At 73.0% G+C, this 23032-nt stretch carries 21 protein-coding genes; 15 read left to right on the top strand and 6 right to left on the bottom strand.

Going from position 1 to position 23032, the window contains the following annotated elements:
- Window positions 1–85 precede the first annotated feature (85 nt).
- A complete protein-coding gene (locus tag AB5J87_RS15860) occupies window positions 86–985 on the bottom strand; it encodes an SAM-dependent methyltransferase (RefSeq protein ID WP_369383541.1) in 900 nt (299 codons plus the stop codon).
- Between the two features lie 426 nt (window positions 986–1411).
- Here AB5J87_RS15860 and AB5J87_RS15855 point away from each other — a divergent pair, with 426 nt between their 5' ends.
- Window positions 1412–2629 (top strand): sensor histidine kinase, encoded by a 1218-nt coding sequence (locus AB5J87_RS15855; protein WP_369377325.1) that lies wholly within the window; start codon window positions 1412–1414, stop codon window positions 2627–2629.
- Between the two features lie 31 nt (window positions 2630–2660).
- Window positions 2661–3335 carry a response regulator gene (locus AB5J87_RS15850; RefSeq protein ID WP_369377323.1) on the top strand — a complete coding sequence of 225 codons (675 nt, stop codon included), beginning with the start codon at window positions 2661–2663 and terminating at the stop codon, window positions 3333–3335.
- Window positions 3336–3352: 17 nt separating this feature from the next.
- Here the strand turns inward: AB5J87_RS15850 and AB5J87_RS15845 are convergent, their stop codons facing one another.
- Window positions 3353–3667 carry an ArsR/SmtB family transcription factor gene (locus AB5J87_RS15845; RefSeq protein WP_369377322.1) on the bottom strand — a complete coding sequence of 105 codons (315 nt, stop codon included), beginning with the start codon at window positions 3665–3667 and terminating at the stop codon, window positions 3353–3355.
- 99 nt (window positions 3668–3766) lie between these two features.
- Between AB5J87_RS15845 and AB5J87_RS15840 the strand changes: the two genes are divergently transcribed.
- A complete protein-coding gene (locus AB5J87_RS15840; RefSeq protein WP_369377320.1) occupies window positions 3767–4744 on the top strand; it encodes a zinc-binding alcohol dehydrogenase family protein in 978 nt (325 codons plus the stop codon).
- Window positions 4745–5402: 658 nt separating this feature from the next.
- On the opposite strand, the gene AB5J87_RS15835 is transcribed toward AB5J87_RS15840, so the two are convergent.
- The gene (locus tag AB5J87_RS15835) at window positions 5403–6491 is read right to left on the bottom strand and encodes a DUF5937 family protein (RefSeq protein WP_369377318.1); all 1089 of its coding nucleotides are present in this window, start codon (window positions 6489–6491) and stop codon (window positions 5403–5405) included.
- Window positions 6492–6589: 98 nt separating this feature from the next.
- Between AB5J87_RS15835 and AB5J87_RS15830 the strand changes: the two genes are divergently transcribed.
- Window positions 6590–6814 (top strand): hypothetical protein, encoded by a 225-nt coding sequence (locus tag AB5J87_RS15830; protein ID WP_369377316.1) that lies wholly within the window; start codon window positions 6590–6592, stop codon window positions 6812–6814.
- A 65-nt stretch (window positions 6815–6879) separates the two neighbouring features.
- Here the strand turns inward: AB5J87_RS15830 and AB5J87_RS15825 are convergent, their stop codons facing one another.
- On the bottom strand, window positions 6880–8043 hold the full coding sequence (locus tag AB5J87_RS15825) for a low specificity L-threonine aldolase (RefSeq protein WP_369377314.1): 1164 nt from the start codon (window positions 8041–8043) through the stop codon (window positions 6880–6882).
- A 117-nt stretch (window positions 8044–8160) separates the two neighbouring features.
- On the opposite strand from AB5J87_RS15825, the gene AB5J87_RS15820 reads away from it, so the two are divergent.
- The 10 genes from AB5J87_RS15820 to AB5J87_RS15775 all read left to right on the top strand — a co-directional run bounded on the left by AB5J87_RS15820 (window position 8161) and on the right by AB5J87_RS15775 (window position 16140).
- The gene (locus AB5J87_RS15820; RefSeq protein WP_369377313.1) at window positions 8161–9060 is read left to right on the top strand and encodes a Rossmann-like and DUF2520 domain-containing protein; all 900 of its coding nucleotides are present in this window, start codon (window positions 8161–8163) and stop codon (window positions 9058–9060) included.
- On the top strand, window positions 9057–10043 hold the full coding sequence (gene panC / locus AB5J87_RS15815; protein ID WP_369377312.1) for a pantoate--beta-alanine ligase: 987 nt from the start codon (window positions 9057–9059) through the stop codon (window positions 10041–10043). Before AB5J87_RS15820 ends, panC begins: the two co-directional genes overlap by 4 nt.
- Window positions 10040–11767, top strand: coding sequence for an L-aspartate oxidase (locus tag AB5J87_RS15810; protein WP_369377311.1), 1728 nt, complete (start codon window positions 10040–10042; stop codon window positions 11765–11767). Before panC ends, AB5J87_RS15810 begins: the two co-directional genes overlap by 4 nt.
- 2 nt (window positions 11768–11769) lie before the next feature.
- Window positions 11770–12780 carry a carboxylating nicotinate-nucleotide diphosphorylase gene (nadC, locus tag AB5J87_RS15805; RefSeq protein WP_369377310.1) on the top strand — a complete coding sequence of 337 codons (1011 nt, stop codon included), beginning with the start codon at window positions 11770–11772 and terminating at the stop codon, window positions 12778–12780.
- A 3-nt stretch (window positions 12781–12783) separates the two neighbouring features.
- Window positions 12784–13590 (top strand): type III pantothenate kinase, encoded by an 807-nt coding sequence (locus AB5J87_RS15800; RefSeq protein ID WP_369377309.1) that lies wholly within the window; start codon window positions 12784–12786, stop codon window positions 13588–13590.
- A 178-nt stretch (window positions 13591–13768) separates the two neighbouring features.
- Window positions 13769–14335 carry a hypothetical protein gene (locus AB5J87_RS15795; RefSeq protein ID WP_369377307.1) on the top strand — a complete coding sequence of 189 codons (567 nt, stop codon included), beginning with the start codon at window positions 13769–13771 and terminating at the stop codon, window positions 14333–14335.
- Between the two features lie 14 nt (window positions 14336–14349).
- Window positions 14350–14529: a hypothetical protein gene (locus tag AB5J87_RS15790; protein ID WP_369377306.1), complete on the top strand. Its 180-nt coding sequence runs from the start codon at window positions 14350–14352 to the stop codon at window positions 14527–14529.
- Between the two features lie 119 nt (window positions 14530–14648).
- Window positions 14649–15116 (top strand): BlaI/MecI/CopY family transcriptional regulator, encoded by a 468-nt coding sequence (locus AB5J87_RS15785; protein WP_369377305.1) that lies wholly within the window; start codon window positions 14649–14651, stop codon window positions 15114–15116.
- A gap of 9 nt (window positions 15117–15125) precedes the next feature.
- Window positions 15126–15647 (top strand): amino-acid N-acetyltransferase, encoded by a 522-nt coding sequence (locus tag AB5J87_RS15780; protein WP_369377304.1) that lies wholly within the window; start codon window positions 15126–15128, stop codon window positions 15645–15647.
- Window positions 15648–15801: 154 nt separating this feature from the next.
- A complete protein-coding gene (locus tag AB5J87_RS15775) occupies window positions 15802–16140 on the top strand; it encodes an Lsr2 family protein (protein WP_369377302.1) in 339 nt (112 codons plus the stop codon).
- On the opposite strand, the gene AB5J87_RS15770 is transcribed toward AB5J87_RS15775, so the two are convergent.
- Window positions 16119–16748, bottom strand: coding sequence for an SCO3374 family protein (locus AB5J87_RS15770; RefSeq protein ID WP_369377301.1), 630 nt, complete (start codon window positions 16746–16748; stop codon window positions 16119–16121). The genes AB5J87_RS15775 and AB5J87_RS15770 overlap by 22 nt on opposite strands.
- Before the next feature lie 450 nt (window positions 16749–17198).
- On the opposite strand from AB5J87_RS15770, the gene AB5J87_RS15765 reads away from it, so the two are divergent.
- Window positions 17199–19724, top strand: a complete 2526-nt coding sequence (locus AB5J87_RS15765; protein WP_344077224.1) for an ATP-dependent Clp protease ATP-binding subunit — start codon at window positions 17199–17201, stop codon at window positions 19722–19724.
- A 78-nt stretch (window positions 19725–19802) separates the two neighbouring features.
- Here AB5J87_RS15765 and AB5J87_RS15760 read toward each other — a convergent pair whose 3' ends face one another.
- The gene (locus AB5J87_RS15760; protein ID WP_369377300.1) at window positions 19803–22976 is read right to left on the bottom strand and encodes an NACHT domain-containing protein; all 3174 of its coding nucleotides are present in this window, start codon (window positions 22974–22976) and stop codon (window positions 19803–19805) included.
- Window positions 22977–23032 lie beyond the last annotated feature (56 nt).

The raw sequence follows: 23032 nt of genomic DNA, 5'->3' as shown, positions 1-23032 counted from the left end.
GTTCGGGTACGGGGATGGGAATGCGGCTCGGGCCCGTCCGCGCACACCCGCCGGGGGGAGGGGAGCGCGGCCCGGCCCCTTCCGCTCACACCCTCCGGCGCAGCCAGAGGAAGTCGCCGAGCCCGCCCCGGGCGGTCAGCTCCGCCGCCTCGCCCGCCCGCGCAAGCGCCCCGATGTAGGCGGCCGGGTCGGTGGAGGCGAGCGCGAGGGGCGGGCGGGCGCCCGACACCCCGAGGGCGGCCAGCGCCTCGCGCTGGGGCAGCAGCTCCCCGCCCGGGTCCGCGCAGGAGTCCAGGGCCACGTGCGCGGTGATGTCGCAGCTGCCGTCGGGCACGGGCGGGACCTCGCGCCCGCCCCGGAAGCCGGTGAGCGTGCCGTACGGAGGGCGGGCGTCCGCCGTGTGTCCGTAGTCCACGGCCACCGCGAGGCCCGCCGCCAGACCGTCCACCGCCCGCGCCCACGCCTCGTCCCGGGCGCGCCCCACCTCCGCGCGCGCACCGGGCTCGCGCAGCGGCCACCACCGCTCCAGCCAGCGCGCGTCGGCGCCGGTGACGGGGGCGCCGAGGCGTTCGGTGCCGTCGGGGCGGACCAGCACCCGGCGCGGGACGCCGTCGGCGTCGGCCTCGGCGACCTCCACGGGCACGTTGTCGAGCCACTCGTTGGCGAAGAGCAGGCCCCGCACACCCCGCGGCGGCTCGGCCACCCAGGCGACGCGCGGGTCGAGCCCGTCGGGGCGGGCCGCGCGCTCCACGGCGTACGCCCGTACGGGGAACCCTTCGGGGAGCGCGGCGAGCACGCCGGTGACCAGTTCCCCGCGTCCGGCGCCCATGTCGACGAAGGCGACCTCGCCGCCGCCGAGCTCCTCGGCGACGGTCCGCAGCAGCCGCGCGACCGCCGCCGCGAAGAGGGGGGAGGCGTGCACGGAGGTACGGAAGTGGCCCGCGGGGCCCTCGGGGCGGAGATAGAAGCCACCGGGCCCGTACAGCGCACGCTCGGCGGCGTCCCGCCACCCGGCCCACTCGCCGGGGGCGTCGCGGTCGGGAGCGCTGCCGTACGCGGCGTCCGGGCCGCCGCCGTCCCGGGCTTCCCGGCTGTCGTGATCGGGAGCTTCGGCGTCCGGGCCGGCGCTCTTCCGGGCCTCTTCTCCGTAGTGGTCCTCTCCGTCGCGGTCCGGAGCCTCCACGTCCGGAGCGTCGGCGTCCGGGCCGGTGCCGTTCCGGGGGTCGCGGTCGCCGCCGCCCGGGGCGTCGCCGTCCGCGTCGTCCTTGAGGAGGTCCCGCACGCCGTCCCTCACCTCGTCGTTCACAGGGAAAGGCTAGGTCCCCCTCCACCTTGGGGAGTACGCCCCGGCGGCCCGGATCGACCCTCCGGTTGACCCATGCACCGATCCGGCTTCCCTACGCTGGGTTACGTGCAGCGCCTCTACGACTTCATCCGCAGACACCCGACCGCGGTCGACGCCCTCTGGGCCGTCGTCCTCTTCGGGCTCTCCGGCATGACGATCGTGTCCAACGGAGTGAGCCACGGCCGGGCGCCGCTGGCCCTCCTGACCGCCCTCGGCCTGAGCGTCGTCGTGGCCCTGCGCCGCCGTGCGCCGGAGAAGATGGTGGTGCTCGCCGCGCTGATCGGCCTGGCGCAGCTGGCGTTCAACGTCGGTCCGAACCTGTCGGACTTCGCCATGCTGGTCGCCATCTACACGGCCGCCGCCATCGGCGAGCGCTGGGCCTCCCGGTTCGCCCTGGGCGGCGCGCTGTCGGCGGCGGTGATCGCGATGTGGCGCTGGCCCGACTACACCGACGACAGCGCCGCCGGGCACGTGAGCCCCGGGCAGGTGATCTTCTACACCGTCGTGATGACGGTCCCGTTCGTCCTCGCCTGGGTGCTGGGCGACTCCATGCGCACCCGCCGGGCCTACTTCGCCCAGCTGGAGGAGCGCGCGGCCCGGCTGGAGAAGGAGCGCGAGGCCCAGGCCAAGGTCGCCGTCGCCGCCGAGCGCGCCCGGATCGCCCGCGAGCTCCACGACGTCGTCGCGCACAACGTCTCGGTGATGGTGGTGCAGGCGGACGGCGCCGCCTACGTCATGGAGACCGCCCCCGACCAGGCGAAGATCGCCCTGGAGACGATCTCCATGACCGGCCGCCAGGCGCTCGCCGAGATGCGCCGGCTGCTCGGCGTACTGCGCACCGGCGAGCACCGCGAGGCCGGGGAGTACGTGCCGCAGCCCGATGTGGAGCAGATCGAGGAGCTGGTCGAGCAGGTGCGCACGGCCGGGCTCACCGTGGACTTCAAGATCGAGGGCACCCCGCGTCCGCTGCCCAGCGGCGTCGAGCTCACCGCGTACCGGATCGTGCAGGAGGCGCTGACCAACACGCGCAAGCACGGGGGCCCGGACGCGGGCGCCAGCGTCCGGCTGGTCTACTTCGACGACGGGCTCGGCCTGCTGGTCGAGGACGACGGCCGGGGCGCGGCGCACGAGATGTACGAGGACGGCGGCGCCGACGGCCAGGGCCACGGCCTGATCGGCATGCGCGAGCGCGTCGGCATGGTGGGCGGCACCCTGGACGCGGGGCCGCGTCCGGGCGGTGGCTTCCGCATCAGCGCCCTGCTGCCGCTCAAGCCCGCCCACTGACTTCGTACTCCCCGAGGAGGAGAGGGATCCGATGACGATCCGCGTGATGCTCGTCGACGACCAGGTGCTGCTGCGCACCGGCTTCCGGATGGTGCTGGCCGCCCAGCCGGACATGGAGGTCGTCGCGGAGGCGGGCGACGGCGCGGAGGCCATCGACATCCTCCGCGCGACCGCCGTGGACGTGGTGCTGATGGACGTGCGCATGCCCAGGCTCGACGGGGTGGAGGCGACCCGGCGGATCTGCTCGGCCGAGACGCACCCGAAGGTGCTGATCCTGACCACGTTCGACCTGGACGAATACGCGTTCTCCGGGCTCAAGGCCGGGGCCAGCGGCTTCATGCTCAAGGACGTGCCGCCCGCCGAGCTGCTCGGGGCGATCCGCTCGGTGCACAGCGGGGACGCCGTGGTCGCGCCCTCCACCACCCGCCGCCTCCTCGACCGGTTCGCCCCGATGCTGCCCGCCACCGGACGGGAGCCGCGGCCGGGCGGCACCGCGATGGACAAGCTGACCGAGCGCGAGCGCGAGGTCATGCTGCTCGTCGCGCAGGGCCTCTCGAATGGCGAGATCGCGGCGGGTCTGGTGCTCTCCGAGGCCACGGTGAAGACCCACGTCGGCCGGATCCTGACCAAGCTCGGCCTGCGGGACCGGGTGCAGGTGGTCGTCCTGGCGTACGAGACGGGGCTGGTCCGGGCCGGGGGGCTGTGAGCCCGGGCCGCCGGTCGTCAGTCGCCGCGCAGGACCAGTGCGAGCAGGCCGGGGAAGCGGCCGTCGAACTCCTCGCGGCGCAGCCGGTTGATCCGTTTGGGGCCGTCGTCGCGCTGCTCGACGAGCCCGGCCGCGCGCAGCACCGAGAAGTGGTGGCTCAGCGCCGCCTTGCGCACCGGCACGTCGAAGGAGCCGCAGCTGCGCGTCCAGTCCGCCGAGTCGGCGAGCTCGCGCACGAGCTGGAGCCGGACCGGATCGCCCAGCGCGTCCAGGGCCGTGATCAGCGGAACCTTGTCGGGGTGGGTGTGCTCGGGGGGCGCGCGGTGGGTCATGGGGTGTCCTCTCCCCTTGCCGTGTGTTCGATGGCGGCCGTACACTCCTGGGTGTTCGACCTTCATTGAACACTTTACGTGCCGAGGGGGACCCACGTCATGCGTGCGATTCAGGTCAGCGAGCTGGGCGGTCCGGAAGTGCTGCGGTCGGTGGAGACCGGTGTGCCCGAGCCCGGCCCGGGCGAGGTCGCCGTCGACGTGGCGTACGCGGGCGTCAACTTCGCCGAGGTGAAGGCGCGTGCCGAGGGGTACCGGGTGACGTCCCTGCCGTTCGTGCCGGGGCTGGAGGTCTCCGGGCGGGTACGGGCGGTGGGCCGGGGCGTCACAGGGCTCGCGGTCGGACAGCGGGTCGCCGCGCTGGCCGAGGGCGGCGGATACGCGGAGGTCGCCCTCGCCCCGGCCGCCACCGTCTTCCCGGTCCCGGACGGCGTGGACCTGCGCACCGCCGCCACGCTGCCGACCGTGCTGCCCACCGCGCACGCCCTGGTCCACGAGGTCGGACGGCTGGCGCCCGGCGAGACCGTCCTGGTCCAGGGCGCGGCCGGGGGCGTCGGCACGGTCGTCGGCCAGCTCGCCCGGCTCGCGGGCGCGGGGGCCGTCTACGGCGTGGTGTCGAGCGGCGAGAAGGCCGCGTACGCCCGGCGGTACGGGTACGACGACGTGTTCCTCACCGCCGCCTTCCAGGACGACGTGCACCGCGTCACCCGGGGGCGGGGCGTGGACCTCGTCCTCGACCCGGTCGGCGGCGCCACCCTGCGGCGCGGGCTCGACTCGCTCGCCCTCTTCGGCCGTCTCGTCTCGTACGGGAACGCGGGCGGGGAGGAGCCCTGGCAGGTGGGCCAGCCCGAGCTGTACCCGCGCGGCCGGTCGGTCTCCGGCTTCTCGATCCTCGGCCTGGCGGCGGGCGACCCCGACGCCCTGCGAGCCCTGGCGAACCGGTCCTTCGCCCTGGCCACGGACGGCCGCGCGACACTGCCGGTGACCGCCGAATTCCCCCTCCACGACGCCCCCGAGGCCCATCGCCTGATGGAGAGCCGGAAGTCGATGGGGAAGTTGGTGTTGAGGGTGGGGGGTTGAGGGGCGGGGGTCCGCCTGCGGGCCGGTGGGTGGTTGCGCCCGCAGGGGGTACGGCCAGTGCTGCCACTGTGGGGCGCGGGCATGGGCCCGACGTCACCTGCGGGCCGGTGGGGGCTGGTCGCGCAGTTCCCCGCGCGCCTTCTGGGCCCGGCCTTTGTCTGCGGGCCGGTGGGTCGTTGCTCGCGCAGTTCCCCGCGCCCCTAGGGGGTACGAGTGGCGCGGCCACTGTGGGGCGCGGGCATGGGACCGACGTCACCTGCGGGCCGGTGGGGGCTGGTCGCGCCGTTCCCCGCGCCCCTTAAAAGCTGGTGGCTGAGCCGATCGTTTCGGCCTCCCCCGTGCCCCAAAGGGATACCCGGCAGCCAGAGAACTCAGCTCAGCCCCAGGCTTTTAGGGGCGCGGGGAACTGCGCGAGAAGCGGGCACGGTCCGCAGGCGAACGAGGGTTTCCAGGGGGCGCGGGGAACTGCGCGAGCAACCCTGCACGGTCCGCAGCTGAGGGCGGGTTTCCTAGGGGCGCGGGGAACTGCGCGAGAAGCGGGCACGGTCCGCAGGCGAACGAGGGTTTCCAGGGGGCGCGGGGAACGGCGCGAACAACCCTGCACGGTCCGCGGGCGAACACCCGGCGAGACCAGCCGCCCCCCACTCCCCGCGGAGCGCTACCGCAGCACCCCCTCCAGGAAATCACTGCCCAGCCGCGCCACCACAGCCACATCCAGCTGGTGCAACACATAGCGGCCCCGCCGCTGAGTGGTGAGCAGCCCCGCCTTCTTCATCACCGACAGGTGACGGGACACCTCCGGCGCACTGATCCCGTACGCGTCCGCCAGCTCGCTCGTGGTGTACGCCCCCCGCGCCAGACTGCGGCACAGCCGCATCCGCATCGGGTGCGCCACCGCCTCCAGCCGCGCCTTCACCACGTCCACGGGAGCGCTGCCGCCCAACTCCCCGGTGGGCACCGGGTACTGGACGACCGGCTGCCAGCCCGGCGCGTGCAGCGCGAACAGGTGCGGCCAGCCGAACGCGGTGGGGATGAACGTCAGGCCCGTCCCCGCCGCGCTGGTGCGCCCGTGCGTCAGCTTGTCGACGACGACCCGGGCACCGCCCTCGTACTGTTCGAGGGTGACGGCGGGGGAGACCGCCGCGACCGCCTCCGCCACCCCCTTGCGCTTGAGCAGCTCCGTCTTGTGGCGGGCGTCGGCGGCCAGCTGCACCCGCACCCGCTGCCAGGTCTCGGCGAAGAACGCCTCGTGGCAGTCCTCGAACAGCCTGCGTATCCACGCGCGCGCACCCGGCGGGTCGAGCAGCATGCGCTTGACGAAGGCGTGCTGGCGGGGGCCGCGCGCGGCGGCCAGCTCCAGCGCCCGGTCCCGCATCGCCGCGTCGACCAGCGGGGACGGCGCCCCCGCGTTGTAGAGGCTGGCGCAGGAGATCTCCAGCGCCGCCGCCACGTACTTCTCGTCCTCCATGCGGTCGAGGTCGTCCAGCTCCTCGGCGAGCGTCTCGCGCGGGCGGGCGGGCAGCAGGATGTCCGAGCGGGTCGAGCGCCACATGAAGTCCGCCTCGTGCAGCCGGTCGGCCAGCTCCGGCTTGAGGCCCGCGCAGGTCGTGGTGGTCCAGCCGTGCAGCCGGGCGTGGTGGGCGGGCTCGGAGAGCGCGTGCAGCGCGGCGCCCAGCTCGGCCAGGGGGGAGGGCCCGAAGGAGATCCGCTCCTGCGGGAGTCCGGTGATGTCGATGCACACGCTCATGGGCCCATGGTGCACCCCGCCACCGACACCGCCCCTGTCGATTGACGCCCCTGGTCAATCGACGCGACGCGGCGCCCGGACCGGCGCAGCCTGGAGACATGGACGCCATCCAGCAGCAGATGTTCGACACCTACCGCGCGGCCCGTCTCCAGGAGCCCCCGCCGCCCCTGGTGGGCACGCACGACGCCCGGGTCCTGCGCGAACTGCGCGACTACCGGCGCTTCGAGGCCGTACTGCACGGTCGGCTCGCCACCGGGCGCCTGCGCGCCGCCCTGACCCGTCTGTTCGCCCCGCCGCGACCCCGCCCGCCGGCCTGCCGCTGAGCCCGGCGGGGGCCCGGCCCTGGGGGGCCGGGAGGGGGCCGACGCCGCGCCGTGAGGATCGCGCCCTAGGCGAGCCCGCGGACGAACTCCACGGTGGCGTCCCGCACGTCCTGCGCCGTCCACTCCAGCGCCGGCCCGGCCACCGTCACCTCCGTGCACGCGATCCCGGGCGGGCCCGCCGGGGCCGGGAACCAGCGGCGGAAGAGCGTCACCCCGGTCTCCTCGGCCTGGGTCAGTGCCGCTTCCGACAGGACGTCCGCGTCGTAGGGCAGCCACACCTGGAACTGGTGGGTGTGCGGCACCTCCGGGTTGATCCGGAACCACGGCGTGCCCGCCTTGGCGAACCCTTCCGCCAGCCCCTCCGCCACTACGCGCGCGTGGGCGACGTAGGAGGGCAGCTCGGGCAGCACCCGGTCCAGCCCGACCAGCGCCGCCAGGGCCGCCGGATACTGCTGGAAGAGGAGCCCGCCGTACCGGTGGCGCCAGGCGCGGGCCTCGTCGACGAGCGACTGGGGACCGGCGAGCGCCGCGCCCGACAGGCCCTCCAGGGACTTGTAGTACGACACGTAGACGCTGTCCGCGAGCCGCGCGATCTCCCGCAGCGGACGGCCGAAGCGCTCGGTGCACTCCCACAGCCGCGCGCCGTCGAAGTGCACCACCGCGTCCCGCTCGCGGGCCGCCTCCACCACGGCCGTCAGCTCGTCCCAGGTGGGCAGCGTGAACCCGGCGTCGCGCAGCGGCAGCTCCAGCATCAACGTGCCGAAGGGCTCCTCGAAGTCCCGTACCTCCTCGGCCGTGGGCAGCCGGGGCGCGGTCGTCGGGTGGACCGTGCGCAGCCCGCTGACCGTGTCGAACGCGCGCCGCTCGTGCACCTCGGGGTGGGACAGCGGATGCAGCGCGACCGTGGCGTCACGGGTGCGTCCCGCCCAGCAGCGCAGGGCGATCTGCTGGGCCATCGTGCCGGTCGGGAAGAAGACGGCGGCCGGGAAGCCCAGCGCCTCGGCGGTGCGCCGCTCCAGCTCGGCCACCGGGCCGTCGCCGTAGAAGTCGGGCGCCTCGCCCGTGTCGTACACGGCGGAGGCGTCCGCGACCAGGGCCGTCAGCCGCTCGCCCATGGGCTCCTCGGCGGGCGACCGCCACAGGGTCCGCCGGGAACCGCGCCACGCCGCCTGCCTGCGCCTGCGCTGTTCTTCCTCGTTCCGCGCGCCCTCGGCGCTCTCTTCCACCATGATCAGATCATCACTCAGGGCCTGTGGACAGTCACGCGAGTATGTCGATACCTGGGCGTAGCATGACGGGGAAATCGTCCGGTACCCCTCGCGGACTGGAACGGAAGGCCCCGCCGCGTGAACGCACCACCAGAGAACCGCCCAGCCCGCCTCGCCGTCGGAGTCGTCGGCGCCGGCCGGGTCGGCCCCGCCCTCGCCGCCTCCCTGAAGCTCGCCGGACACCGCCCGGTCGCCGTCTCCGGCGTCTCGGACGCCTCCGTGCGCCGCGCCGCGGCCCTGCTGCCGGACGTGCCCCTGGTGCCGCCCGCGCAGGTCTTCGCCGCCGCCGACCTGGTGCTGCTCACCGTCCCCGACGACGCGCTGCCGGGCCTGGTGCAGGGCCTCGCCGACACCGGCGCGGTCCGCCCGGGCCAGCTGCTCGTGCACACCTCCGGGCGGTACGGGACGGACGTGCTGGCGCCCGCCACGCGCGCGGGGGCGCTGCCGCTGGCGCTGCACCCCGCGATGACGTTCACCGGGACCGCGGTGGACGTGCAGCGGCTGGCCGGGTGCTCGTTCGGCGTCACCGCGCCCCAGGAGCTGCGGCTGGCCGCCGAGGCGCTCGTCATCGAGATGGGCGGCGAGCCCGAGTGGATCGAGGAGGAGAACCGCCCGCTCTACCACGCGGCCCTCGCCCTCGGCGCCAACCACCTGGTCACCCTGGTGGCCCAGGCCATGGAGCTGCTGCGCACGGCGGGCGTCGCCGCCCCCGACCGGATGCTCGGCCCGCTGCTGGGCGCCGCCCTGGACAACGCGCTGCGCTCCGGCGACGCGGCCCTGACCGGCCCCGTCGCGCGCGGGGACGCGGGCACGGTCGCCGCCCACATCACCGAGCTGCGCAAGCACGCCCCCGCGGCCGTCGCCGGATACGTCGCGATGGCCCGTACGACCGCCGACCGGGCCCTGGCCCACGGCCTGCTGAAGCCCGAGCTCGCCGAGGACCTGCTGGGCGTGCTCGCGGACGGAGAGAACCGATGAGCCTTCTGGTCCGCACCGCCGCCGAACTGGGCGCCCTGGAGCGCACCGGCCGCCGCGCCGTCGTCATGACCATGGGCGCCCTGCACGAGGGCCACGCCACGCTGGTGCGCACCGCGCGCGAGAGCGTCGGCCCGGCCGGCCAGGTCGTGGTCACGGTCTTCGTGAACCCGCTGCAGTTCGGCGCGGGCGAGGACCTGGACCGCTATCCGCGCACCCTGGACGCGGACCGCGACCTCGCCGAACGGGCGGGCGCCGACGCGGTGTTCGCCCCGTCCGTGGACGAGGTCTACCCCGGCGGCGAGCCCCAGGTCCGCATCACGGCGGGCCCGATGGGCGAGCGCCTGGAGGGCGCCTCGCGCCCCGGTCACTTCGACGGGATGCTCACCGTCGTCGCCAAGCTCCTCCATCTGACCGCGCCCGACCTCGCCCTGTTCGGGCAGAAGGACGCCCAGCAGCTGGCCCTGATCCGGCGCATGGTGCGCGATCTGAACTTCCCGGTCGAGATCGTCGGCGTACCGACGGTCCGCGAGGCGGACGGGCTCGCGCTCTCCAGCCGCAACCGCTACCTGTCGCCCGCCGACCGGGACACCGCGCTCGCGCTCTCGCGCGCGCTGTTCGCGGCCCGCGACCGGCTCGCCGCCGAGCACGCGCTGCACGCGCGCGCGAGCGCCACCCACTCCACCGCCGGGCGGGCCGAGGCGCTCTCCCGGATCGGCGAGGCCCGCGCCGCCGCGGACGCGTACGCGGTGGGTGCGGCCGGACCGTCCCCCGCGGTCGTGCGCGCCGCCGCCCAGAGCGTGCTGGACGGGGCCGCCAGGTCGCGGCACCCGCTGGAGCTCGACTATCTGGCGCTGGTCGACCCGGCGACGTTCGCCGAGGCCGAGGACGGCTTCACGGGCGAGGCGGTCCTGGCGATCGCCGCGCGCGTGGGCACCACCCGCCTGATCGACAACATCCCCCTGAGTTTCGGAGCCCCCGCATGACCAGGACGACCGAAGGTCCGGCCACGACCGGAATACGCCTGGAGGCGCCCGCCCCGGGCTGGTCCATCGACGCGGACGTCGTGGTCGTCGGCTCGGGCGTGGCGGGCCTGACGGCCGCCCTGCGCTGCACCGCGGCCGGGCTCGCCACCGTGGTGGTGACCAAGGCGCGGCTCGACGACGGCTCCACCCGCTGGGCGCAGGGCGGCGTCGCCGCCGCACTCGGCGAGGGCGACACCCCCGAGCAGCACCTGGACGACACCCTGGTGGCCGGTGCGGGCGTGTGCGACGCGACCGCGGTGCGCACCCTGGTCACCGAGGGCCCCGACGCGGTGCGGCGCCTGATCGCCACCGGCGCCCACTTCGACACCGACGACTCCGGCGCCATCTCGCTGACCCGCGAGGGCGGCCACCACCGCCGCCGCATCGTCCACGCGGGCGGCGACGCCACCGGCGCCGAGATCTCCCGGGCGCTGGTCGGGGCGGTCCGCGAGCAGGCCGTACGGACCATCGAGAACGCGCTGGTGCTCGACCTCCTGCGGGACGAGGACGGCCGCACCGCGGGCATCACCCTGCACGTCATGGGCGAGGGCCAGCACGACGGCGTGGGCGCCGTCCGCGCCCCCGCCGTCGTGCTCGCCACCGGCGGCATGGGCCAGGTCTTCTCCGCCACCACCAACCCGGCCGTCGCCACCGGCGACGGCGTGGCCCTGGCGCTGCGCGCCGGAGCGGAGATCTCCGACCTGGAGTTCGTCCAGTTCCACCCGACCGTGCTCTTCCTCGGCGCCGACTCCGAGGGCCAGCAGCCGCTGGTCTCCGAGGCGGTGCGCGGCGAGGGCGCGCACCTCGTCGACGCCTTCGGCACCCGCTTCATGCTCGGACAGCACGAGCTGGCGGAGCTGGCGCCCCGCGACATCGTGGCCAAGGCGATCACCCGCCAGATGCTGGCGCACGGCGCCACGCACATGTACCTGGACGCGCGGCACTTCGGCGCCGCGATGTGGGAGCAGCGCTTCCCGACCATCCTGGCCGCCTGCCGCGCCCACGGGATCGACCCGGTCACCGAGCCGATCCCGATCTCCCCGGCCGCCCACCATGCCTCCGGCGGCGTCCGCACCGACCTGCACGGCCGCACCACGGTGCCCGGCCTCTACGCGTGCGGAGAGGTCGCCTGCACCGGCGTCCACGGCGCCAACCGGCTGGCCTCCAACTCCCTGCTGGAGGGGCTGGTCTTCGCCGAGCGGATCGCGGCGGACATCGCGGCGGGCGGTCACACGCGCGTGGCGGCGGCCGACGGCGCCGGGGCCCCGCAGACCGCCCCCACCTGCCCGCTGCTGGCCCCCGAGGCCCGCATCCAGATCCAGCGGACCATGACGGACGGCGCCGGGGTGCTGCGCTCGGCCGACAGCCTCGCCGAGGCCGCCGCCCGCCTGGAGGCGATCCGCGCCGACGCCGACGGGACCGGTGAGCGCAAGGCCGCCGTGCCCGGCGTGGAGGCTTGGGAGACCACCAACCTGCTGCTGGTCGCGCGCGTCCTGGTGGCCGCCGCCGCGGCCCGCGAGGAGACCCGCGGCTGTCACTGGCGCGAGGACCGGCCCGACCGGGACGACGCGGACTGGCGCCGCCACCTCGTCGTCCGGGTGACCCCGGACCGTACGCTCGACCTCCGCCGCACCGATTCCACCGACTTCCCCCCGACAGTCGCCGACGCCCCCAGGGAGCCGTAACCGTGAGCACCCCCGACGAACACCGCCCCGAGCCGGTGGACGTACCGCTGATCCAGATCGGCGTCCCCGCGAACGGGGGCGGCTGCGGCGACGACTGCGGCTGCGGCGACGAGGACGTGTACGAGTGCGGCCTCGACCCGACGCTGGCGGCCCTGCTGGCCGAGGCGGGCCTGGACCCCGTCCAGGTCGAGGACATCGCCCACCTGGCCATCGAGGAGGACCTGGACGGCGGCGTGGACGTGACGACCGCCGCCACCGTCCCCGAGGACGCCGTCGCCACCGGTGACTTCACCGCGCGCGAGGCGGGCACGGTGGCGGGTCTGCGGGTCGCCGAGGCGGTCCTGTCGATCGTCTGCACCGAGGAGTTCGAGGTCGAGCGGCACGTCGCCGACGGCGACCGGGTCGAGGCGGGCCAGAAGCTGCTCAGCGTCACCACCCGCACCCGCGACCTGCTCACCGGCGAGCGCAGCGCGCTCAACATCCTGTGCCGCCTCTCCGGCATCGCGACCGCCACGCGCGCGTGGGCGGACGCGCTGGAGGGCACCGGCGCCAAGGTGCGCGACACCCGCAAGACGACGCCGGGGCTGCGCGCCCTGGAGAAGTTCGCGGTGCGCTGCGGCGGGGGCGTCAACCACCGGATGTCGCTCTCCGACGCGGCCCTGGTCAAGGACAACCACGTGGTGGCGGCGGGCGGTGTCGCCCCGGCCTTCAAGGCGGTCCGGGAGATGTTCCCCGACCTGCCGATCGAGGTCGAGGTCGACACCGTCGAGCAGGTCGCCGAGGTGCTGGCGGCCGGCGCCGACCTGATCCTGCTGGACAACTTCACGCCCGAGCAGACCGCGCGGGCCGTCGAGCTGGTGGCCGGGCGGGCCGTGCTGGAGTCCTCGGGCCGGCTCACCCTGGCCAACGCCGCCGCGTACGCGGCGACCGGCGTGGACTACCTGGCGGTCGGGGCGCTCACCCACTCCGCCGCGATCCTCGACATCGGCCTCGACCTCCGCGAGGCGGAGTAACCCATGCTGCTGACGATCGACGTGGGCAACACGCACACCGTCCTCGGCCTGTTCGACGGCGAGGAGGTCGTCGAGCACTGGCGCATCTCCACCGACGCGCGGCGCACCGCCGACGAGATGGCGGTGCTGCTCAACGGGCTGATGGGGATGCACCCGCTGCTCGGCGCCGAACTCGGTGACGGCATCGAGGGGATCGCGATCTGCTCCACGGTGCCGTCGGTGCTGCACGAGCTGCGCGAGGTGACCCGCCGCTACTACGGCGACGTCCCGGCGGTCCTGGTCGAGCCCGGCATCAAGACCGGCGTGCCGATCCTGATGGACAACCCGAAGGAGGTCGGCGCCGACCGCATCATCAACGCGGTCGCGGCGGTCGAGCTGTACGGGGGGCCCGCGATCGTCGTCGACTTCGGCACGGCGACGACGTTCGACGCGATCAGCGCGCGCGGGGAGTACGCGGGCGGGGTCATCGCGCCCGGCATCGAGATCTCCGTCGAGGCCCTCGGGGTCAAGGGCGCGCAACTGCGCAAGATCGAACTTGCCCGGCCGCGCGCGGTGATCGGCAAGAACACGGTCGAGGCGATGCAGGCCGGCATCGTGTACGGCTTCGCGGGCCAGGTCGACGGGGTCGTGACCCGGATGGCCCGTGAGCTGGTCGGCCCGGTCGGCGACCCGGACGACGTGACGGTCATCGCCACGGGCGGCCTGGCGCCGATGGTCCTCGGCGAGGCCCATGTGATCGACGAGCACGAGCCGTGGCTGACCCTGATCGGCCTGCGCCTGGTCTACGAGCGCAACATCTCCCGCATGTAGCCGCACCCCGCGCCTCTGAGCACTCAGGGGCGCGGGGAACCGCGCGTGCGCCCCCGGGGCTTTCGCCAAGAGCGGGGGCCGCGGAAAAACAACTCGCCGCAAAACCCCATTAAACGGATTTTGTCCATTTCCGGCGTATTGTCGGTTCATGCCCACGCCTTACGGATCCCGCGGCGGAATGGCGTTCAGCGCAGACGAGCTGCGTGTGCTCCGACGTGCCCTCGCCGTCGCCCTCCACCCCGCCCCCCTCGCAGACGCGGACGTCCACGCCTGTCTGCGGCTCGCCGGCTCGCTGGACGAGGCCGCCCGGGAGGGCGACCGGCTGCGCGCCTTCCTGCTGGCCGACCTCGCCCGCTACCGCACCGCCCTGCCCGGCTCCGCCCCCGGCTACCTGGAGCTGCTCCAGGACGCCCTGGCGGCCGGTTACGACCCCCGTCCGGAGGACCTGGCCGCGCTGCGCACCCTGCGCACCCACCCGGTCGCCGCCGCCCTGCTGGAGCGGTGCCGGCGCCTCGCCGAGCACTCGGTACGGGCCCGGCTCGCCGCGGTGACCCCCGGCCCCCGCACCCGGCTCTTCGCCCTGCCCGGCGGACGCGCCGCCGACAAGGACGCCCCGAAGCCCGCGGCCCAGCCCAAGACGCCCCCCAAGGGCCCCGTCCCGGGCCGCCCCATCCCCACGCCCGGCGAGGTCTTCCCGCCGCGCCGCAAGCCCACGCCCCCACCGGCGGCCCGCGCGGCCGGGTAGCTACCCTGGACGGCATGGACTACGTTTCCGCGCTCGTTCCCCCCGTGGTGATGGCCGTCTTCTTCATCGGGCTCATCGTGACGATCGTCAAGAGCCAGGGCGGCCCCAACAAGGGCAAGGAGGACGCGGCGGTGGACGCCGCGATCGCCCGCGCCGAGGCCGCCCAGCAGCGGCCGAACACCGGCCAGGTCTGAGCGGAAAGCTCGGCCGGCCGCCTGGAGGGCGCGCGACCCATATAGGGGCGCGCGCTCTTTTTGCTGTTCACCACCGTAAATAACCAGCCATTCGGGACATCTCCCACTATGGTGCAGATGTGCCGCGCCAATTGGGAGAGCTGGAAGACGCCGTCATGACGCGCGTCTGGCAGTGGAACCGTCCGGTCACCGTCCGGGAAGTCCTGGAAGACCTTCAGCAGGAACGGTCCATCGCGTACACGACGGTCATGACCGTAATGGACAATCTCCATCAGAAGGGCTGGGTGCGCCGGGAAGTGGACGGCCGCGCCTATCGATATACCGCCGTCTCCACGCGCGCCGCCTACGCGGCCGCACTGATGAACGAAGCGTGGTCCCAGAGCGACAACCCGGCCGCCGCGCTCGTCGCCTTCTTCGGCATGATGTCGCCCGAGCAGCGCGAGTCCCTGCGCGATGCCGTACGGATGGTCGGACCGGCCGAGGAGTCCCCGGATCCGGTTCCCGCCGGGCCCGTACGGACGTCCGGACCGAACGACGCGCAAGAAGCGGAAGAACCCGATGGACCCGGGGGTGGCGCGGGGCGATAGCGTCCGCTCATGTCTTATGCCCCTGCAAATGCCGTCACCGTCCGCCGGGCCAGGACCAGCGATGTCCCGGCGGTCCGCCGCCTTCTCGACGCGTACGTGGGCGAGGGGATCCTGCTCGACAAAGCGATGGTGACGCTTTACGAGGACATCCAGGAGTTCTGGGTCGCGGAACGCGACTCGGACGCCCGAGTGGTGGGCTGCGGCGCACTGCACGTGATGTGGGAAGACCTCGCCGAAGTGCGCACTCTCGCCGTCGACCGCGAGTTCAAGGGCGCCGGAGTGGGGCATCTGGTACTGGACAAGCTGCTGGGCACCGCCCGCTGGCTGGGGGTGCGCAGGGTTTTCTGTCTCACCTTCGAAGTGGAGTTCTTCGCGAAGCACGGCTTCACCGAGATCGGTGAGACTCCGGTCGACACCGATGTCTACAGCGAGCTGCTGCGCTCCTATGACGAGGGTGTCGCCGAGTTCCTGGGTCTCGAACGAGTGAAGCCGAACACCTTGGGCAACAGCCGGATGCTTCTGCACCTGTGATCGCGGGAACCCGGCGGAAGCCGAGAGAACCCTATGTCCGAATCGCGTACGTTTCCCGCTCGGCAAGGCCCCTGAACCTCTGCCGGGGGTTTGTGTTTTCCAGGCAAAAGCGGTTTCCTTTCCGCGTACTGCATTTTCGATGAAAGGAAATCCGGTGGCACAGAAGGTTCAGGTCCTTCTTGTCGATGACCTCGACGGTGGCGAGGCGGACGAGACCGTGACGTTCGCTCTCGACGGCAAGACCTACGAGATCGACCTCACCACCGCCAACGCGGACAAGCTCCGGGGTCTGCTCGACCCGTACACCAAGAGCGGACGGCGCACCGGTGGCCGCGCCGCCGGCGGCCGGGGCAAGGCCCGCGCCGTCGCCGCGTCCGGCAACCAGGACACGGCCCAGATCCGCAAGTGGGCCAAGGAGCAGGGCTACAACGTGAACGACCGCGGACGCGTCCCGGCCGATATCCGTGAGGCTTACGAGAAGGCGAACGGCTGAGTTCCCGCGTTACCCGATCCCTTCGCATCGGCCCTCCGCTGCGCGACCGCGGAGCCGGTTACCGATTTCGTGGGGAACAACAGGGCACGGTGGCATTCGGTGGCCGCCGCGTCCACCAGCCGGACGAGGTCGGGGGCGTCCCCACAGCCCCCGCCGTCCTTCGGCCCGGCGAATCCGGTGAAGGCCGGAAGGGTTGCCTCGATCCCGCATCCCGGACCGGGAGGCCGCAGCCACACGGCGGTCTCCCGCGAGCCGTTCCACCCGGGCGGCACGGGGGCGGCGATCCGGCCCCCGGCGCCGACGGCGGAGAGGTCCAGGGCGACCCCGCCCCACTCCAGCCAGTCGAGGAGCCCCGGCAGCTCCTCCGCGCCGCCCGGCGCCACCAGGAACCGCATCCGGCGCCCCATGAGGGCGACGGGGCCCGTGCGCGCGAACCGCTCCAGCAGGGCCGCTCCGGCGGGCGCGGGCACATCGAGCACGTCGAAGCGCACACCGGTCTCCAGCCGCACCGGCGGCCCGGCCGACACGGGCCAGCCGAGCTCCCGCTCGTACCACTGGGCGAGCGCGCGGCCGACGGGGGCGCGGGGCGAGGGCACGGTGAGGGCCATGTCCGGAGCAACTCCCGAAACGGCCGGGGGTTACGCAGAGTTTCCGGATGATTGCGTTCCGTAGAGATTGCGGGGGCGCTCGGAAGCATTCGGCGGCGCAAGTGTGTTCGCCCGTAGCTGAGGGAACCGGGGCGCGCCGCATGGACTGTCAGTCGTTACGGGTAAGACATTCCTAGTGGGGAGGGGCGAGAAGCTCGCCGGGCCGTCTCGCGTTCGCCATCGGCGTACTGGAGACAGGGGTATCTGCCTGGCCTGCGGGAACATCGTCTCGCACCATCGGGTTGGAGCAGTTGTCGGCTGTTCGGCAGTAAGTTTCCCCGCCTGGGCGGGGGTGATCGGGTCGGATGTCGGCAGTTGGAATGAGCTGTCCCGTCCCACGGGACTAGCATGCGGAAGGACAGGGAGGGGACCGACCCCTAACTGCCCGACCGCTCTGAGGAGCGATTAACGATGTTCGAGAGGTTCACCGACCGCGCGCGGCGGGTTGTCGTCCTGGCTCAGGAAGAAGCCCGGATGCTCAACCACAACTACATCGGCACCGAGCACATTCTCCTGGGCCTGATCCACGAGGGTGAGGGTGTCGCCGCTAAGGCCCTGGAGAGCCTCGGGATTTCTCTTGAGGCGGTCCGCCAGCAGGTGGAGGAGATCATCGGCCAGGGCCAGCAGGCCCCGTCCGGTCACATCCCCTTCACGCCGCGTGCCAAGAAGGTCCTGGAGCTGTCGCTCCGCGAGGCCCTCCAGCTCGGCCACAACTACATCGGCACCGAGCACATCCTGCTCGGCCTGATCCGCGAGGGCGAGGGCGTCGCCGCCCAGGTCCTCGTGAAGCTGGGCGCCGATCTCAACCGGGTGCGGCAGCAGGTCATCCAGCTGCTCTCCGGCTACCAGGGCAAGGAAGCCGCCACCGCGGGCGGCCCGGCCGAGGGCACGCCTTCGACCTCCCTCGTCCTCGACCAGTTCGGCCGGAACCTCACCCAGGCCGCTCGTGAGTCCAAGCTCGACCCGGTCATCGGGCGCGAGAAGGAGATCGAGCGGGTCATGCAGGTGCTGTCCCGCCGTACCAAGAACAACCCGGTGCTCATCGGCGAGCCCGGCGTCGGCAAGACCGCCGTCGTCGAGGGCCTGGCGCAGGCCATCGTCAAGGGCGAGGTGCCCGAGACCCTCAAGGACAAGCACCTCTACACCCTGGACCTGGGCGCGCTGGTCGCCGGCTCCCGCTACCGCGGTGACTTCGAGGAGCGCCTGAAGAAGGTCCTCAAGGAGATCCGCACCCGCGGCGACATCATCCTGTTCATCGACGAGCTCCACACCCTGGTGGGTGCGGGTGCCGCCGAGGGCGCCATCGATGCCGCCTCGATCCTGAAGCCGATGCTCGCCCGCGGTGAGCTCCAGACCATCGGCGCCACCACGCTCGACGAGTACCGCAAGCACCTGGAGAAGGACGCGGCCCTGGAGCGCCGCTTCCAGCCGATCCAGGTCGCGGAGCCGTCGCTGCCGCACACCATCGAGATCCTCAAGGGTCTGCGCGACCGGTACGAGGCCCACCACCGCGTGTCCATCACGGACGAGGCGCTGGTCCAGGCCGCGACCCTGGCCGACCGGTACATCTCGGACCGCTTCCTGCCGGACAAGGCGATCGACCTGATCGACGAGGCCGGTTCCCGGATGCGCATCCGCCGGATGACCGCGCCGCCGGACCTCCGCGAGTTCGACGAGAAGATCGCGGGCGTGCGCCGCGACAAGGAGTCGGCCATCGACTCCCAGGACTTCGAGAAGGCGGCCTCTCTCCGCGACAAGGAGAAGCAGCTGCTGGCGGCGAAGGCCAAGCGCGAGAAGGAGTGGAAGGCCGGCGACATGGACGTCGTCGCCGAGGTCGACGGCGAGCTCATCGCCGAGGTCCTCGCGACCGCGACCGGCATTCCCGTCTTCAAGCTGACGGAGGAGGAGTCCTCCCGTCTGCTGCGCATGGAGGACGAGCTGCACAAGCGCGTCATCGGCCAGAAGGACGCCATCAAGGCGCTCTCCCAGGCGATCCGGCGCACCCGTGCGGGTCTGAAGGACCCGAAGCGCCCCGGTGGCTCGTTCATCTTCGCCGGTCCGTCCGGTGTCGGTAAGACCGAGCTCTCCAAGACGCTCGCCGAATTCCTCTTCGGCGACGAGGACGCGCTGATCTCCCTCGACATGTCGGAGTTCAGCGAGAAGCACACGGTTTCCCGCCTCTTCGGTTCCCCGCCCGGATACGTGGGTTACGAAGAGGGCGGCCAGCTGACCGAGAAGGTCCGCCGGAAGCCGTTCTCCGTCGTCCTCTTCGACGAGGTCGAAAAGGCCCACCCGGACATCTTCAATTCCCTGCTCCAGATCCTGGAGGACGGTCGTCTGACCGACTCCCAGGGCCGGGTCGTCGACTTCAAGAACACGGTCATCATCATGACCACGAACCTCGGCACCCGGGACATCTCCAAGGGCTTCAACCTGGGCTTCGCCGCCCAGGGCGATGTGAAGACCGGCTACGAGCGGATGAAGGCCAAGGTCAACGAGGAGCTGAAGCAGCACTTCCGCCCCGAGTTCCTGAACCGTGTCGACGACACGGTGGTCTTCCACCAGCTCACCGAGGAAGACATCATCCAGATCGTCGACCTCATGGTCGCCAAGGTGGACGAGCGGCTGAAGGACCGCGACATGGGCATCGAGCTGAGCTCCGAGGCCAAGTCGCTCCTGGCGAAGAAGGGCTACGACCCGATCCTGGGCGCCCGTCCGCTGCGCCGCACGATCCAGCGCGAGATCGAGGACATCCTCTCGGAGAAGATCCTCTTCGGCGAGCTGCGCCCCGGCCACATCGTGGTCGTCGACACCGAGGGCGAGGGCGAGGCGAAGAAGTTCACCTTCCGCGGCGAGGAGAAGTCGGCTCTGCCCGACGTCCCGCCGATCGAGCAGGCGGCCGGCGGCGCCGGTCCGAACCTGAGCAAGGAGGCGTAGCCTCCGCAGGGCTCGCAAGGGGCTGCCCCGGATTCCGTACGAGAAGTCGTACGGGGCCGGGGCAGCCCCTTTTCCGGGTCAGAGCAGGCTGCCGTTGACGATCACGCCGACGGTGGGTGGGAAGAGGGCCTTGAGATCCTTGAGCTCTCTGGGGCCGGGCACTCTGAAGTCTGCGTTCAGGAGGAGGTGCAGCCGCTTCAGCGAGGGGAACAGGCCGGGCAGTCGCTCGATGCCGTGGCGGTCTTCGGCGAGGTGCAGGGTCAGATCGCGCACCGCTGGACAGGCGGGCGCGCCATGGAAATCCCGGGCGGAGCCGATCCACAGCTCCAGTTGGTTCAGCTTCGGCAGCTCGTCGACCTGGCGCAGCAGCGCGGTGGGGTTCGCGGGCCGGCTCACAGACAGGTAGGACAAGCTCCTCCAGGCTTCCAGTCCCACCGTGCCGACCGGTCCCGTACTCGCCTCGATCGCGAGCCGGGTCACCCCTGAATGTGCCGGGACGGCGGAGAGGTCGTCGGCTCCCACGCGGCGGAGACGCAACTCGGTGAGGCCCGTGAGGCCCGTGAGGTCGGAGAGGGCCGAGAAGTCGTCGAGCCGCGGGCACATCACCAGATCCAGGCGTTCCAGCCGGTTCGTCGCGCCGCGCAGGAACGAGAGGTCCGAGACGGCGGTGTTGGAGCGCAGAAGAAGAGAGCGCGGGGCCGAGCCGTCCAGTGCTCCGGCCAGCTCGCCGGTGGTGAAGTCGCCCCAGATCATCAGCCGGTCCAGGCCGGGCAGGCCGCGTACTTCGTCCAACTGCTCCTTCGACCGCACCTGCAAGGTGAAGTGCGCCAACGGAATCCGGGCGAGCACCTCCCGCGCGTAGGCCGCGGCGGGATACTGCGACCAGCTCTGGGCGAGCACCTGCGCGGCGGCAGGGTGGCGGGAACCCCAGGCGTACGCGTGGGGGACGGCTTCCGCGCCGCCGATCGCGCTGATCAACTCGGCGTAGCGCGCGATGCCGCGGTCTGCGGAGGTGACGGTCGCGGGGTCGGGCAGCAGTGGGAGAAGCGAAGGGCCCAGGCGGGCCAGGGTCCGCAGGCCATCCCCACTGACGGGCGGCAGCAGCCGCACGACGCCCTCCCGGACCCGCTCCAGCGTCCGCTCGTCGAGCCAGGCCGCGTGCTGCGCGCACAGCGCCGCGAGCACCGGGGTGTCCCCGCGCCCCCGGCCGCGCAACTTCAGCAGCCCGTTGACCAGCCCGGCCAGTTGCTGGCGTCCGCAGTGGCCCGCGGCCAGCAGGATCACGTCCTGCCAGGTGTCCTCCGTGGCGTGCCGCACCAGTTCCTTGAGGTGGTCGTCCTCGACCAGCTCCTTCGCGGCCAGGAAGTCCTGGAAGGTGCGGTGGGCGAACTGGTAGACCCCTTCGTCGCGTTCCTGGAGCAGCCCGCTGCGGTTGAGCAGGTACCGCAGCACATCGGCCGGGGTGCCCCGGTCCCGCGCGCCCGCCATGCCCGGCAGCGCCCGTTCGATCCGCTGCGCCGCCTCCAGGTCCGTGAACAAGGACTGGCCCTCCCGCACCAGCCACACCGCGATGCGCTGGAGGAGCTGGGTGGACTCCTCGACGGTGAGGGCGATCCGTTCGGGCGCGCCCACCTTGCGGCGCTCGTCGCGCTCCCCGAGCAGCATCCTCAGCGCCGACTGGTACAGGTCCCAGCGGGTCTTGGGCAGGAAGCCCTGGCGCAGCCGGTGCAGGGCGCAGATGACCGCGCAGAGCAGGGGCGTACGGGCGAGGTCGGCCAGGGTGGGGTTGGTGCGGAACTGGTGGGCGAGGTCGCGCTCCAGGTCGTCCAGCGGTTCGCGCGGGTCGCTGTCCAGCCGGGCCGCCGCGTGCCAGGCGGTGACGAACGCCTGGATGTCGTCGTCCCGCATCGGCAGCAGCCGCAGCTCCGCGAAGCCGGACCGCTTCAGCCAGTCCGGCTCGACGGCGAGCGGGCGTACGGTCGCGACGCAGCGGTTCCCGGGGTAGCGCTCCAGCAGGTGGGAGAGCCAGCGGTGGGCCTCCTCGCGGTCGTCCGGCGGCACTTCGTCCAGGCCGTCCACGAGCAGCAGCGCCCGCCCGGCGGCCAGGACCCGGACCGCCCAGCCCTCCGGTGGGCCGTCGATCATCAGGCGGGCGGAGTGAGGGAGTTCGCCCGGCACGGGGTAGCGGGTGGCCGTGGCGCGCAGGGTGCGCAGCGGGACGACGAACGGCACCAGCCCGTTCAGCTCGGCCAGGCCGGGCCCCAGGGTGCCCGCCGCCGCGTGCGCGGCCAGCCACCACACCAGGGTCGTCTTGCCCGCGCCCGCGTCGCCGCGCAGCAGCACGCACGGCCGGGACGCCAGCAGGGCGTCGATGCGCTGGGGCGTCCCGCCGCCGTACGGCAGGCCGGGTCCGCCGGGGCCCTTCGCCTCGGCCTCCAGGCTGAGGTAGGCGGTGTCCAGGTCCCACTCGGAGTCGTTCCGGCCCAGTTCGTCGAGGCCGAAGATGCGGGTGCGGCGGTACTCGGCGCGCAGGGCCCCGGCGTACTCCCCTTCGTAGCGCGCGTCCTCGGAGTGGGCGCCGGTGACGGCCTCCAGGGTCACTCGCGGCCACACCCCGTTCCACCGTGCGTGGGAGGCGAAGTCCGGGCGGTCGACGATCACCGACACGGGGACGCAGCGCACCCGGTAGTGCGCCCGTCCCCCCTGCACCTCGCGGGCGATGCCGATCAGCGTCTCGCCCGCGAAGACCGGAGCGCCGGAGAGGCCCGCCAGGGGCGAGGTGCCGTCGGCGCGCTCGGCCGCGGGCGGGCGGTCGAACTCGAAGGTCATCTCCTCGCTCCGCAGCCCGGCCAGCGGCAGTACGGTCCCGGTGAAGTGGTCCCGGTCCAGCTCCCGCCCCCGCAGCCGCTGCACGTCGGGGAACCCGGTCACCTCACACCCCGGCAGCGGCTGTTCGGTGCCGAGCCTGCCGAGCCGGAGCACCCCGCCCGGCCACTGCGCCGCCTCGTCCACGCAGGCGAGGAGCGCGACATCGAGCTCCCGGTCGCACCACGCCACCTGCGCGGTGACCGTCCGGGTCGGTTCGGTGAGGACGATGGGCAAGGCGTCCAGATCCAGTAGATGGGCGCAGGTCAGCACCAGGCCGGGCCCGATCAGTACGCCGGTGCCCTGCCGGGGCCCGAGGACGGCGACCACGCGGGCGCCCCGGCCCGTGCCGGTCGCGGCGGGTACGGCGGGGGCGTGGTGCGGCATCCGGTTCTCCTTGCGACGCGACGCGGACCCGGTTCCAGGACCCGTCAGCGTAGTCG

It is taken from the genome of Streptomyces sp. cg36 (genome assembly GCF_041080675.1).
Taxonomy (GTDB): Bacteria; Actinomycetota; Actinomycetes; order Streptomycetales; family Streptomycetaceae; genus Streptomyces.
This window is presented reverse-complemented; position numbering and strand designations above follow the sequence as displayed.

Bases quoted from the DNA above. Each gene is read 5' to 3' on its own strand.
- AB5J87_RS15850 (WP_369377323.1), top strand. From the start codon at position 2,661: ATGACGATCCGCGTGATGCTCGTCGACGACCAGGTGCTGCTGCGCACC.
- AB5J87_RS15845 (WP_369377322.1), bottom strand. From the start codon at position 3,667: ATGACCCACCGCGCGCCCCCCGAGCACACCCACCCCGACAAGGTTCCG.
- AB5J87_RS15840 (WP_369377320.1), top strand. From the start codon at position 3,767: ATGCGTGCGATTCAGGTCAGCGAGCTGGGCGGTCCGGAAGTGCTGCGG.
- AB5J87_RS15835 (WP_369377318.1), bottom strand. From the start codon at position 6,491: ATGAGCGTGTGCATCGACATCACCGGACTCCCGCAGGAGCGGATCTCC.
- AB5J87_RS15830 (WP_369377316.1), top strand. From the start codon at position 6,590: ATGGACGCCATCCAGCAGCAGATGTTCGACACCTACCGCGCGGCCCGT.
- AB5J87_RS15825 (WP_369377314.1), bottom strand. From the start codon at position 8,043: ATGGTGGAAGAGAGCGCCGAGGGCGCGCGGAACGAGGAAGAACAGCGC.
- panC (WP_369377312.1), top strand. From the start codon at position 9,057: ATGAGCCTTCTGGTCCGCACCGCCGCCGAACTGGGCGCCCTGGAGCGC.
- AB5J87_RS15810 (WP_369377311.1), top strand. From the start codon at position 10,040: ATGACCAGGACGACCGAAGGTCCGGCCACGACCGGAATACGCCTGGAG.
- AB5J87_RS15800 (WP_369377309.1), top strand. From the start codon at position 12,784: ATGCTGCTGACGATCGACGTGGGCAACACGCACACCGTCCTCGGCCTG.
- AB5J87_RS15795 (WP_369377307.1), top strand. From the start codon at position 13,769: ATGGCGTTCAGCGCAGACGAGCTGCGTGTGCTCCGACGTGCCCTCGCC.
- AB5J87_RS15790 (WP_369377306.1), top strand. From the start codon at position 14,350: ATGGACTACGTTTCCGCGCTCGTTCCCCCCGTGGTGATGGCCGTCTTC.
- AB5J87_RS15780 (WP_369377304.1), top strand. From the start codon at position 15,126: ATGTCTTATGCCCCTGCAAATGCCGTCACCGTCCGCCGGGCCAGGACC.
- AB5J87_RS15770 (WP_369377301.1), bottom strand. From the start codon at position 16,748: ATGGCCCTCACCGTGCCCTCGCCCCGCGCCCCCGTCGGCCGCGCGCTC.
- AB5J87_RS15765 (WP_344077224.1), top strand. From the start codon at position 17,199: ATGTTCGAGAGGTTCACCGACCGCGCGCGGCGGGTTGTCGTCCTGGCT.
- AB5J87_RS15760 (WP_369377300.1), bottom strand. From the start codon at position 22,976: ATGCCGCACCACGCCCCCGCCGTACCCGCCGCGACCGGCACGGGCCGG.